This window comes from Candidatus Eisenbacteria bacterium (assembly GCA_016235265.1).
In the GTDB taxonomy this organism is placed as follows: Bacteria; Eisenbacteria; RBG-16-71-46; order RBG-16-71-46; family JACRLI01; genus JACRLI01.
Genome location: JACRLI010000015.1, coordinates 449,796 through 462,491 on the forward strand (window position 1 = coordinate 449,796; position 12,696 = coordinate 462,491).

Genomic DNA, 12,696 nt, shown 5'->3' on the forward strand with positions numbered 1-12,696 from the left:
CGGAGCCTAGCGCGCCCCTCCCGGACGGTCAACGCAACGCGAGTTGCACGGGCGGGGTTCGGCCGCTAGCATCGGTGGGCATGAAGTACTCCCTGTCCGCCTGGCTACGCGCCGGCATCCTCCTTTTCGGCGCCGCCATCCCCCTCGCCGCCGGCGCCCTCTTGTGGCGTGCCGCCGAGCGCGCCGCCGCCTCGGAGCGCGAGCTGGTGCTCCAGCACACCGCCGAGTCGGCCCAGGCGGCCCTGCGGGCCGAGGCCGACCGGCTGGCGGCCCGCGTGGGCGGCGCGGTGGCGCGGGCGGAGTTGGTGGTGGCGGCGGGCGGCACGGGGGCGGGGCTGGATTCCTTGCTCCGGGCCACGCGGGACGAGATCCTGCCGCGGCCCAGCGATGGGGCGCTGGCGGTTTTCGACCCCCGGGGGCTGCCCGTGGCCGTCACCTCCCCGGCCCTGGGGCTCCTTGGGCCGCCGCCGCGGGGGCTGATCCGGCAGGCGATTGAAACGGGCTCGGCGACCGACTGCCTGGAGGAATCCGGGCGCCCGGTGCTGGCGTTGGCCGCCTCCCTGCGCCGCGGCGGCGAGGTGACGGGGGTGCTGGTGCTCACCCACCTCATCGAGGCGGCGGGGGTCGGAGCGCGGGCCCAGGTAAAGGTCCTGTGGGCCGGCCGGGCGCTGCCGGAGGCCGACAGCCTCGAATCACGCATCTCGATGGGTCTGCGGCACGCGGGCGCGGAGGCCTCCCGCGCGCCGCGCGTGCGCTTCCGCGTCTCGGCTCCCGGCCCCGCCGGTTACGAAGTGCTGGCGCTGCCCGCCTTCCCGGGCGCGACCGGGGCGGTGCCCTACGTGGCCGCCGCCCTGCCCCACTCCCCTCTCGGAGCGGCCGGGAGCCTGCCTGCGGCGGCGGCGGCGCTGCTGGTCCTGGGTGCCTGCGGGGGCGGGGGCCGGCGGCGAAGCCCGCGGCGGCGCCGGCGCGCGCCTCGCGCGGCCCGCTGCTGGACCCTCACGACGCCTCCTGGCAGCGCCAGATCCTCCAGCAGGCCCGCGAGTCCATCGTGGTCCTCGACGAGGGGATGCGGGTGCTCTACGCCAACCCGTACGCCGCGGAGGTCTCCGGCTTCAGCGTGGAGGAGCTCTCGGGGCTCGACGTGATGTCCCGGCTGGATCCCCGGGACCGCAGCACCGCCGAGGAGGTGGCCCGCGCGGCGCTGCACGGCCTGACGTCCGAGACGCGCTTCTCCTGGCGCGTGAAGGGCGGGGAGTACCGGGAATTCGAGCTCACCGTCACCCCGGTCCTCGTGGGCGGGCGCGGCGCGGTGCTGGTGCTCTCCCGCGACGTGAGCGAGCGCCAGAAGTCCCAGGAGGAGCTGGAGACCCGGGGGCGGCAACTGGATGCGCTGCGGCGTCTCTCCGAGCGGCTGATCTCCAGCCTGGACCGCGACGCGGTGCTCGAGGCCGCCCTCGACGACATCGTGCTCTCCCTGCCGTACCGCTACGGCGCGATCTACGCCCAGGAGCGACCGGGGGGAGAATTCGTAGTCCGGGCGTCCCGGCGGTTCGACGCTCCCCCGACCCTCACCGGGTCGCGCCTTCCGGTGGACCACCCCTACGTGCGCAGGCTGGCCACCCTCACCGCGCCGACCGCGTTCCCGGTCGAGGAGCACCCGATCCCGCAGGCCCGCGAGCTGCTCAAGGCCGCGAACCAGCGGAATGTGCTGGCCATCCCGCTCCGGGCCCACGGCGAGATGGTGGGCTTCTTCCACCTCGCCATCCCTGGGGACAGCGTCGACGAGGTCCACGTGCGCTACCTGCGCCTGGCCGCCGACGTGGTGGCTTTCGCGCTGCGCAACTCGATCCTGTACGCCGAGCTGACCCGGAACGCGGCGGAGCTGGGTCACCAGCGCGAGACCCTGGACCAGATCTTCGCGGCGGCCGCGCAGGGACTCATCTACATCAGCCGCGACGGCTCGGAGATCCGGTTGAATCCCGAAGCCGAGCGGCTCCTGGCCATCCAGGGCGGGGAGGTGGCGGGGCCCGCCGACGTCCTGTCCCGCGTCCGGATCGTCCGCGCGGATGGGTCGCCGGCCTCCCTTGGGGAGGCCCCGTGGATTCGCGCGCTGGCCACCGGCCACGCCGAACGCCAGGTCCCGCTGGCGCTCGAGCGCCCCGACGGGGCGGTGGCCCACGTCCAGGTCAGCGCCACGCCCGTGCGCGACCCGCAGCGTGAGACCGTGGGCGTGGTGGCCGCACTCACCGACCTGACCGAGCGCCAGGCGCTGGAGGAGCGGCTGCGGCAGGCCCAGAAGATGGAGGCGGTGGGCCGTCTCGCCGGCGGCGTGGCCCACGACTTCAACAACCTGCTCACGGTGATCTGCGGCTACAGCCAGGGGTTTCTTGAAACCCTGGAGCCGGGCACGCGCGAGCACCACGACGTCGGAGAGGTGCTCGCCGCCGCGGAGCGCGCGGTGGCGCTGACGCGCCAGCTGCTCACCTTCAGCCGGCGGCAGGTGATCCACCCCCGCCCCCTGGACCTCAATGCGCTGGTGGGCTCCCTGACCGGCATGCTGACGCGCCTGGTGCGCGAGAACGTGCGCATCCACACCCGCCTGGAGGAGGGCGCCTGGCCGGTGATGGCCGACCACAACATGATCGAGCAGCTCCTGGTCAACCTGGTGCTGAACGGGCGCGACGCCATCCGCGGCGCCGGCGACTTGGTGATCGAGACCGCCAACGTCGGGGTGGACGAAGCCGGCCTGGCGCGGCAGCCCGAGGGCCGGCCGGGGCGCCACGTGATGCTGGCGGTGTCGGACACCGGTGGCGGCATCGACCCGCGCGAGCTCGACCACATCTTCGAGCCCTTCTACACCACCAAGGACCCCGGCGAAGGCACCGGGCTCGGGCTGAGCACGGTGCACGGCATCGTGCAGCAGCACGGCGGCTGGATCCGCGTGAACACCGACCCGGGGCACTGGACCACGTTCCGCGTGTTCCTGCCCGCAACCTTGGAAGCCCCGGCGGCTCCGGCGCCCGAGCCGGTGTCCGGGAGCGGGGCGCATGGGACCGAGACCATCCTGCTGGTGGAGGACGAGGGCGCGCTGCGCGACCTCTCCGCGCAGGTGCTGCGCGGGGCGGGCTACCAGGTGTTCGCCGAGGCGGACGGCCCGGCCGCGCTGGCGCGCGCGGCGGAATGGACGGTCGCCCCCCAGCTGCTGCTGACGGACGTGGTCCTGCCGGGTGGGATGAGCGGCGTGGACGTGGCGAGGGAACTCACCCCGCGCTTCCCCGGGATGCAGGTCCTCTACACCAGCGGATTCAACGAGGAGCTGGCGGGGCAGGACTACGTGATGCCGGGCGACACGCCCTTCCTCCAGAAGCCCTACATGCCGCGGGACCTCCTGGCCCGGGTGCGGGCGGTCCTCGACGCGCGCGCCGAAACGCCCGCGGGCTCAGGCGGAAGCTGAACCTTCGCGGTCCAGCTCCTCGCGCACCTTGCGGCCCAGCGCGGTGGGCGAGAACGGCTTGGCCAGGAAGCCCGCCCCGCGGGGCCAGCCCTCGGCGCCCTGCTCCGGCGCCACCAGGTAGCCGCTGACGAAGAGGATGCGCGCCTGGGGCTCCAGGAGCCGGATCTCGCGCGCCACCTCCCTCCCGCCGCGGGAGGGCATGACCACGTCGAGCACCACCAGGTCAATCTCGCCGGCATGCGCGCGGAAGAGCTGCAGCACCTCCTCGGAGTCCGCGCCGCTCAGCACCCGGTATCCCATTCCCTGGAGCGCGCTCTCGGTGAAGCCAAGGGTCAGCGGGTCGTCCTCCCCCACCAGGATGGTCTCGTCGCCGCCGCGCACCGGCGCCGCGGGCGTCGCGGAGGAAACCGCCATGTGCTCCACGATGGCGGCCAGGTACACCCGCACCGTGGTTCCCGCGCCGGGGGTGGACTCCACGTCAATCCAGCCCTCGTGCTGGCGCACGAAGCCGTAGGCCATGGCCAGACCCAGGCCGCCCCGTTCGCTGCCGGTGGAATAGTAGGGCTCGAAGAGCCGGGCGCGGGTTTCGGCGTCCATGCCCGAGCCGGTGTCACGCACCGTCAGCTCCACGTAGGAGCCCGGGTTCATGGAAGGCCGCGTGCGGCAGAAGTCCGCGCCGAGCTCGACGTTGCGGGTGCGGACCGTGAGGTCGCCGCCTCCCGGCATGGCGTCGCGCGCGTTGAGCCACAGGCTGAGCAGGACCTGTTCCACCTGGCCCGGATCGGCGTACACCCGGCGCAGTTCGGGCGCCAGGTCCGCCACGAAGCGGGAACTGGGCTCCAGCACCCGCTGCACCAGCCGGCGCAGGTCCCCGATGACGCGATTCAGGTCCAGCGGCGTGCGCTCGAGCCCCTGGCGGCGGCTCACCGCCATCAGCTGGCGGATCAGCGTGCCGGCGTGGTCGGCGGCCCGCGTGATCTCGTCGAGCTGGCGCTGCAGGGGATCCTCGGGCCCGGTCCCCATCTGCATGATCTGGATCTGGCTGCTGATGGCCCCCAGCAGGGTGCCGAAGTCGTGGGCCACGCGGCCGGCGAGCTCGGCCACCGCCTCCATCCGCTGGGCCTGCCGGAGCCGCTCTTCGAGCTCGCGCCGCTCGGTGATGTCCACGGTGAAGCCCTGGTAGAACAACTGCCCGGTGTGCAGGTCGTGCACCGGCAGCGCCCGCGTCCACACGTGGCGCCGCGTGCCGTCGGCGCGCGCCAGGCGGGCCTCGCCCTCGTAGCTGTTGCCGGCGCGCACGGCGGCGCGGAATTCGCCCACCACCCGCTCGCGGTCCTCGGGCACCAGCAACTCGGCCCAATGCGAGATCTCCGCCCCGGGCGGCTGCTCGCGGCCCAGCATCCCGGCCCACGACCGGCTGAAGTAGGTGACCTTCCAGTCCTCCCAGGTCCAGATGCCGATCGGGGCGTTGTCCAGCACCGCCTGCAGCCGCACCTCCGCCACGCGCAGGGCCTCGGGGGCATCCACCTCCGGGGCGGGGGCGGCATCGGTGCTCCAGCCGACCAGCAGCGCCGGCGGGCTGCCCAGCAGGGCGCACTCCAGTTCCACCGGCGGGGCGGGTGGAACGGCTGCAAGGCGCAGGAGGAACGGCGATGCGGATGCGCCCCCGCCGGTCAGCGCGCCGCGGAGCGCGTCGGCGTCGGCCGGGGAGGCGCAATGGTCGAAAAGGGAGGTGCCGGCAAGCTCGGCGGCAGGCCGGCCACGGGACCGCCCGAAGGAGTCACTCGACCAACGGATGCGCCCGTCGGCCTCGAGCACGCAGAAGCAGGCGCGTCCCAGGCCGCGGAAGCCGCGACTCCGGGGCCCCGAGAAACCCGCGTCCGCCGGGGGCGTGGAGGGCATGGGGTGGCCGTCCTTCCGTTACCCGGGGATAGCCCAACCCCCGCGCCGTGCCGGGCAGCGCCACGCGGGGGGCCGGAACCTCTACGCGGTATTCTCTGCCCCCCCCAGACCACCGTCAATTGCGAGTTCAAGGCCCCGGGCCGGCTCGCTTGCTCCCGGGTTCCGCTCAGGCGCGGCCCGCCGCGGCGGTCTCGGCGCGCATCCGCTGCGCCGCCGCCCGGAACCGCCCCACGCGACTGAGGAACAGCGCCCCGGCCGCGGCCGCGCAGACGGCCGCCACGCGCACCGCGAAGGGCGCTCCGAACGCGTGGGCCAGCCCGCCCATCAACATGCTCCCGAAGGGTGCCATGCCGAGCAGCATGACCAGGTAGAAGCTCATCACCCGGCCGCGGATGAAGTCCGGCACCATGCTCTGGATGAAGGTGTTGGTGGCGGCCATCTGGGTCATCATGGAGAAGCCCACCGGCACCAGCAGCGCGGCGGACAGCCACAGGGACTTCGAGAGGCTGAAAGCCAGCAGCGAGATTCCCATGCCCACCACGGCCCAGCCCATGGTGAGGCCCATGCCGCGCAGGTTCTCGCGCCGGGCCATGGCCAGCGCCGCCCCCAGCGCGCCCAGGCCGGCGCCGGACATCAGGATCCCCAGCCCGCGGGCGCCCCCGTGGAGCACCTGGTCGGCGAAGATGGGCATGAGGACCAGGTAGGGGATTGCGGTGAGGCTCACCAACCCCAGGAGGCCCAGCGGCAGCCACAGCGCCTCGTTGCGCAGCACGTAGCGGAGGCCCTCGCGGAGCTGTTCCGCCACGCCCTGCTCGCCGCGGGGCGGGGTCCAGGGCTCGAGCCGCATGGCCAGCAGGCCCGCAATCACCGCCACGTACGAAACGCCGTTGATCAGGAAGCACCACCCCTCGCCCACCGTGGCCACCACGATGCCGGCGATGGCCGGCCCGATCATGCGCGCGCCGTTGAACATCGAGGAGTTGAGCGCGATGGCGTTGGGGAGGTCTTCGCGGCCCACCATCTCGCCCAGGAAGGCCTGTCGCGCGGGCACGTCGAAGGCGTTGATGCAGCCCAGCGCCAGCACCAGCGCGAAGATGTGCCACTCGCGCACCACCCCACCCAGGGTGAGGGCCGCCAACGCCAGGGCGCAGGCCATCGAGAGCGCCTGGGTGATCACGATGATGCGCCAGCGGTGATGGCGGTCGGCCACCACCCCGGCCAGCGGCCCGAGCAGCAGCGTGGGCACCTGCCCGGTGAAGCCGAGCACGCCCAGCAGCACCGCCGAGTGGGTCATGCTGTAGACGAGCCATGACTGGGCGACGCTCTGCATCCACGTGCCGACCAGCGAGATCAGCTGGCCGGCCGCGAAGAGCCGGAAGTTGCGGTGGCGGAGGGCGCGGAGGATGCGGGGCGGGCCGTCGGTCAGCGGACCACCACCAGTTTCACCGAGCGAAGCACGCCCGCGCCGGCCAGACGCGCGAAATAGGCGCCCGGGCGCACCGGCGCGCCGGCGGCGTCCCGCAGGTCCCACACCGTGGAATGCTCCCCGGCGCCCAGCGTGCCGCTCTCCAGCGTGCGCACCCTGCGGCCCGCGGGGTCGAGGATGTCCAGCCGCGCCGCGCCCGCCCGGGGCAGGGAGTAACGGAGGGTGGTGGCGGCGCGCACCGGGTTGCGCGCGCTCACGAGGCGCGCCGCCAGGGCCGGACCGTCGCCCAGGCCCGCGACGGGGTTGGGCACGAAGCGCTGGACCCGGTAGTTGAAGGTGTCGGCCACGTAGACCTCGTAGTTCGCGCGATGGACCGCGGCGCCGAAGGGATAGCTGAACTGACCGTCCCCGGAGCCGGCGATCCCGAACTGGCCCAGGTAGACGCCGTTGGGGTTGAAGCGCTCCACGCGGTGGTTGTTGGTGTCCGTCACGTACACCGTGCCCGCCCGGTCGGCGGCGCAGCCGGCCGGCTGGGTGAACTGGCCGTCCCCGGAGCCCGACACGCCCCACTTCAGCTCGAAGGCGCCGGTGCGGGAGAACCGTTGCACGCGGTTGTTGCCGGTGTCCACCACGTAGATCCTGCCGTCGAAGCAGGCGATGCCGTTGGCGTTGATGAACTGGCCGTCCCCACTTCCGGGGCCGCCCCACTTGACCAGGAATGTACCGGAGTAGGTGAACTTCTGCACCCGGCGGGGCTCGGTCACGTACACGTTGGCGCTGTCGTCCACGGCCACACCGGTGGGGTTCTGGAACTGGCCGTTGCCCAGGCCCGGCGAGCCCCACTTGCCCAGAAACACCCCCGAGCTGTCGAACTTCGACACCCGGTTGTTGCCATACTCCACGACGTAAACCTTGAAGGTGTGGTCCACCGCGATGCCGTAGGGCGCGTTGAGCTGGCCCGATGCAGTCCCGCCGCCCCCCCACTGGCGGATGAAGGCCCCCGCAGGGGTGAACTTCTGCACCACGTTGTTGACGTAGTCGGTCACGTACACGAACCCGGCGGCGTCCACCGCCACGCCGTTGGGGCTGTTGAATTGCGAGGGGCCCGAGCCTGGGGTGCCCCACTGGCCCGCGTAGAGGTCCGGCGGCGGAGCCGCGGCGAAGGCGCGCGGGGAGGCCAGGAGGGCGGCCAGGACCAGGAGGAGCCACGAAGGGAGGGCACGGTGTCGGGTCATGATTCACACTCCGGGTGACGCCCCGAGGCTCCGTCCCGGGGCAGGAGAAGCACGGGGCCCGAAGGTCCCGCTCACCCCCTGGCGGCGCGCAGGGCGGCGTCCGCGGTCATGAAGACGAAGATCAGGAACAGGTACAGGATCGAGTAGCGGAACAGCCGCACGGCGTCGCGCTCCGCGCCGCTGCGGCGCAGCTTCTCCGCCCGCCTGAGGAACTCCAGGCCCAGCACCGCGGCCGGCACCGTGTACAGCCATCCGGCCGCACCCAGCGGCTGCAGCCCCAGCGTGACCGGCACGAGCGCCAGGGAATAGAGCAGGATGCGCCGGCGCGTGACCCGCCCGCCGTGGGTGACCGGCAACATCGGCACACCCGCCGCATGGTAGTCCGCGCTCCGGTACAACGCCAGCGCCCAGAAGTGCGGCGGCGTCCACAGGAACACGATCGAGGCCTGCAGCGCGGCGGCCGCGGAAAGGTGCCCGGTCACGGCCGCCCACGCGATCAGCGGCGCCGCCGCCCCCGCCCCCCCGCCGATCACGATGTTCTCCGGGGTGCTGCGCTTGAGCCACACCGTGTACACCACCGCGTAGTAGAAGATGGACACCAGCCCGATGGCCGCCGCCAGCACGTTGGTGAAGGTGGCCAGCACCGCCCACGAGAGCGCCGCCAGCAGCAGGCCGAACATCCACGCGCTGCGCGGTGGCAGCGTCCCCGCCGGCAGCGGGCGGCGCGCGGTGCGCACCATGAGCCCGTCAATGTCGCGGTCGAAGTAGTGGTTGAACGCCGAGGCCGAGGCGGAGGCGAGCGCGGTCCCCAGCAGCGCGCCCCAGAAGACCGACGGCCGCGGCATCCCGCGCGCCGCCGCCAGGAGGGCGGGCACGCCGGTGATGAGCACGAGGAGCATGATGCGGGGCTTGGTCAGCTCGAAGTAGGCGAGCGCCGTACGCGCCAGGCCCTGCTCGCGCGGCACGCCGGGCACCACACGGCCCGGCGAGACGGGTGCAATGGGCGAGGCCGGCGAAACCGGCAACGCGGTCGAAGCCGGCAATGCGGTCGAAGCCGGCAATGCGGTCGAAGCCGGCAATGCGGTTGAAACCGGCGACCGTTGCGAGACCGCCGGAAGCGTGCCCTTCATCGCGCCACCGCCACGCGGCTCGCGTGCCCGCGCACCGGCTCCGATGCTGCCGCCGGGGCGGCGCGCAGCGCCGTGACCACGCACGTGGCCAGGATGGCCTCCGCGTTGGCCAGGTGCAGCGCCGAGAGCCAGGCGGGGATCCGCCACAGCACGTTGAGCGCGCCGAGCACGACCTGCACCAGGACCAGGGCCACTGCCAGGCGGGCGCCAGCGCGCACCTCCCGCTGCGGCGAGCCGTGGGCCCGCCAGGCGACCAGCAGGAGGATGAGCGTCAGGGCGTAGGCTCCGAACCGGTGCACGGCTTGCACCGCGACCAGCCCCACCATGGGCGGGAACCACTCACCGTTCAGCTTGGGGAAGTCGGGCGCCGCCAGCCCCGCGTGCTGCGTGCTGACCAGCCCGCCGAGGATCACCTGCAGGTACACCGCGAAGGCGGCGAACGCCATCGTGCCGCGCAGGCCCCGGGGCTGGCCCGCCAGCGCCCCGGCCGGCCGCGGTTCGCTGCCCCACCGGGCCCGCACATGGATCGCAACCACCGTGGCGAAGAGCAGCACCGCAGTGGCCAGGTGGCTGGTCACCACCGCCGGTGCGAGCAGCTTCCACACCGTGAGCGCACCCAACAGGATCTGGACCGCGAGCAGTCCCAGCGCCGCCGCGGTGAGCGTGCCCACCCGCGCGCGAGCCTCGCGGCGGCGGAACACCTCCACGGCAAGCACCAGCAGCAGCACCGAGAGTGCCCCCGCCACCGCGCGGTGCGAAAACTCCATCAGCACGTGGAATTCACGGTCCGGAATGAGCCGCCCGTTGTAAAGCGGCCAGCTCAAGTAGGACAGGCCGGAGTCGGTGTTGCGGACCAGGTTGCCGAGCACCACCAGGAGAAACGTGAGTGCCGCGGTGGCGAGGGACAGGGCGGCCGCGCCCCGCAGCGGTGAAGCCGTCGAAAGCATCGGAACTCCTGCCCGGGCCGGGGGTCCAGCCGGGCTCGAATGGGCCAAGTCTTTGAGAATACGTTACTTATTAGGGGCATCCCGGGCCGGGCCGGGCCACCGCCCACAGCCCACTCCTGCGCTGGAACACCTTGTCGGATCGCGACTTCTGAGGGGTTAGATGCGGCTGCCTGCCGGGAGACGCCGGGGAAGTTGGGGGGCGGAGGGGCACGGAACCCATGTCGCTGTGGAACTTTCCTTCATCCTGATAGGCCGTGTCGGTGTACCCCGCTCGATGTCGAGCGCTATCGCTCGTCGATCACTGGGCCGATCCTGGATCGGATTGATTTGGAGGTGCCGGTGCCTTCGGTGCCGTTGCGAGAGATGTTGGCGCGGGAGCCCGGGGAGGCGAGCTGCGTGGTGCATGCCCGCGTGGAGGCGGCGCGGCGCGCGCAGTGGGCGCGCTGGCGTTGCTGCGGAACAGGAGAGAGTGCGGTGCGACAACTGGGGCGTAATCAATGGCGATGAAACCCGGGGCAGAGCAGTGCTCGAGCTGCTCCCGCATCAGCGGCGACCTATCTTACCACGACCAGTCGCCGCTCTCCCATCGGCTTGGCATCCACCCACAGCTTGAAGAAGTAGACGCCCGATGCAACAGGATGCCCAACCCCGTCCAGGCCATTCCACGTTACCGCATGAACTCCTGGATCGCACCCGCCATCCAGGAGCGTCCTGATTGCTCGCCCGCCAATGTCGAATACTTGTAGCCTCACGGTGCTCTTCTCGCGCACGAGTTCGAAGGCGATCGATGCAGCATACCTCGTCGGATTCGGCCGCGGGGCTGACAATCCACGCGGTGCCGCCTCCTGATTCGGGGGGACCACCCCAACGATGCCGCCGGGGCCTACGACGATACCGGTGACGCCTTGTTCGAATACAGACTTCGCCACCGGCCCTTCATCACCACCCTCCTCCAGCGTGTCAAAGCCCTCGCCGTAGAAGCTCACCAGCCCTGGGTCTGCATCGCTATCAATACTGAAGGTCAATGAGCTGCCGGGTTGTAAGTTGTAGGGACTCGGGACAACGTTGGCAGCGTCGGGCTCTGGAAGCGTCGTGTCTGGTCCACCGGTCCGTTCCCATGCGAAGGCGACTGTGTCTCCGTCATAACCGTACGTACCCTCCCAGTAGAGGGGTGAGGTGAAGCTCGTGGGGCGAGGCACCGGGGCAATGGAGAATAGATGCAGCGAATTCTGGCTTGTGCTGTCGTTGGTCACGACGTAGGTATACGTGTAGTGCTTGTGATGACCGGACCACGACGCCACTACTGTCACACTGACCATTTGCGTGGGCGAGGTGGCTATGAGAATGGAGTCGGCGGAGAGAATCCGCGACACGACTGGCCGCTCCTGCACCGCGGTCGCCGGTGCCCTCTCGGCCGGCGCCGTCAACAGCGCGGTGATTACAAGGCCCACTAGGACTGCGCTCTGCCGAGCCAGGGACAAGTCAATCATTCGCATGAGCATCCCCCTAGTGGTTGTGTGACAACGACCTGAGCGTCACGTGAATATGCCCTGTCTCTGTGTTAGGAATGAGTCCGTGACGCCTCATGATGCTCCTGACTGAGTCGCGAAGCCCGATTCGGTTGCCCATGTTCCAGTCCCGGAAATCAGCCTCAATGCCAAACCGGTGTCCTCCATGTGGTGGGGTCCAGTCTGGCGGCCTGCTGTGAGTGGCGTCCACAAGATCGAACATCCCACCCCATGGCAGACTGATGTCGTTGACGACCAGAAGGTGAGGGTTCCTGGGGAACTTGGCCCTGATCTCGATCGCCGCCGCGCGAATGGAATCAATCATCTCCGGGGTACCATAGAGATGATATGGGTGCCTGACCTGCTGGTCCTGTCCGGTGTTGTTCTTTAGGTAGAGCGTCGTGTCGTCGGGCAGAAGCGTGAGACCATTGGCGGCCGCATTGCCCAGGGTGTCCATGATGCAGAGGACCGCCAGCGTGTCGCGGTCGCAGGCGTGCGCGCAAGTGTCCGCAGTGCAGCGGAAGAGAATATTCAGTTTGCCACAGACCTCCGGCCATTCATGCGTAACAACGACCTGGCAGCCGTCGCTGCCAGTATTTCCGTAGTAGGTTTGCCCCCGGGCCGGAAAACCGGTGGGTCGGGTGTTGTCTGCGGCGTGGTAGTGGCTCCCTGAGAGCTCAACCGGGTAGACTTCGAGTGCAACCGGCACGTTCTTGACGGCACAATCGGGGTCCAGATACGGGTTGCAGCCAGGGCTATTAACAAAGCAGTACATGACTTGGCCGCGCGCGATGAAGTTGCCGCGAAATGGGGGCACGTCCACCAGCTGCCCATGCTTGTTGTGGAAGCGCCGCACACTCGGTGGGCGGCGAAGGGCGCATGCGGAATAGTGTGTGCATCCCGGAGTATAGACTCTCGGGGCTTCGCCACCGCTGACTTCCAAGCGAGCGGGGACTGGATCCAACTGGAGGGGAACGCCATCGACGACGATCCCAGGGATGGGCGGGTCCGTCACCCTCACGGCTGACGGCAGTGAATCTGATCCGTTGGCGGTCCTAATCTGCACGTCCAGAGGGCCCCGGACTGACGAGGGC

General features: G+C 70.9%; 10 protein-coding genes. 3 read left to right on the forward strand and 7 right to left on the reverse strand.

Annotated elements, in window-relative coordinates; all coding sequences use genetic code 11:
• Nucleotides 1-80 precede the first annotated feature (80 nt).
• Both HZB25_10055 and HZB25_10060 read left to right on the forward strand, forming a co-directional pair.
• Complete coding sequence (locus tag HZB25_10055) at nt 81-1,145, forward strand: hypothetical protein (GenBank protein MBI5837577.1); 1,065 nt, start codon at nt 81-83, stop codon at nt 1,143-1,145.
• Nucleotides 1,049-3,454, forward strand: coding sequence for a PAS domain S-box protein (locus HZB25_10060; GenBank protein MBI5837578.1), 2,406 nt, complete (start codon nt 1,049-1,051; stop codon nt 3,452-3,454). The genes HZB25_10055 and HZB25_10060 overlap by 97 nt, the downstream gene beginning before the upstream one ends.
• Here the strand turns inward: HZB25_10060 and HZB25_10065 are convergent.
• From HZB25_10065 to HZB25_10085, 5 genes are all read right to left on the reverse strand, one after another.
• On the reverse strand, nt 3,440-5,356 hold the full coding sequence (locus HZB25_10065; GenBank protein ID MBI5837579.1) for a response regulator: 1,917 nt from the start codon (nt 5,354-5,356) through the stop codon (nt 3,440-3,442). The two genes, HZB25_10060 and HZB25_10065, sit on opposite strands and share 15 nt — an antisense overlap.
• Before the next feature lie 166 nt (nt 5,357-5,522).
• The gene (locus HZB25_10070) at nt 5,523-6,782 is read right to left on the reverse strand and encodes an MFS transporter (GenBank protein MBI5837580.1); all 1,260 of its coding nucleotides are present in this window, start codon (nt 6,780-6,782) and stop codon (nt 5,523-5,525) included.
• Complete coding sequence (locus HZB25_10075; GenBank protein ID MBI5837581.1) at nt 6,779-8,017, reverse strand: 6-bladed beta-propeller; 1,239 nt, start codon at nt 8,015-8,017, stop codon at nt 6,779-6,781. Before HZB25_10075 ends, HZB25_10070 begins: the two co-directional genes overlap by 4 nt.
• 71 nt (nt 8,018-8,088) lie before the next feature.
• Nucleotides 8,089-9,147: a protoheme IX farnesyltransferase gene (locus HZB25_10080; GenBank protein MBI5837582.1), complete on the reverse strand. Its 1,059-nt coding sequence runs from the start codon at nt 9,145-9,147 to the stop codon at nt 8,089-8,091.
• Nucleotides 9,144-10,094: a COX15/CtaA family protein gene (locus HZB25_10085; protein MBI5837583.1), complete on the reverse strand. Its 951-nt coding sequence runs from the start codon at nt 10,092-10,094 to the stop codon at nt 9,144-9,146. Before HZB25_10085 ends, HZB25_10080 begins: the two co-directional genes overlap by 4 nt.
• A gap of 39 nt (nt 10,095-10,133) precedes the next feature.
• Here HZB25_10085 and HZB25_10090 point away from each other — a divergent pair, with 39 nt between their 5' ends.
• Complete coding sequence (locus tag HZB25_10090; protein ID MBI5837584.1) at nt 10,134-10,601, forward strand: ATP-binding protein; 468 nt, start codon at nt 10,134-10,136, stop codon at nt 10,599-10,601.
• Nucleotides 10,602-10,648: 47 nt separating this feature from the next.
• Here the strand turns inward: HZB25_10090 and HZB25_10095 are convergent, their stop codons facing one another.
• Both HZB25_10095 and HZB25_10100 read right to left on the reverse strand, forming a co-directional pair.
• Nucleotides 10,649-11,467, reverse strand: a complete 819-nt coding sequence (locus HZB25_10095; protein ID MBI5837585.1) for a hypothetical protein — start codon at nt 11,465-11,467, stop codon at nt 10,649-10,651.
• A 133-nt stretch (nt 11,468-11,600) separates the two neighbouring features.
• Nucleotides 11,601-12,425, reverse strand: a complete 825-nt coding sequence (locus tag HZB25_10100) for a hypothetical protein (protein MBI5837586.1) — start codon at nt 12,423-12,425, stop codon at nt 11,601-11,603.
• Nucleotides 12,426-12,696 lie beyond the last annotated feature (271 nt).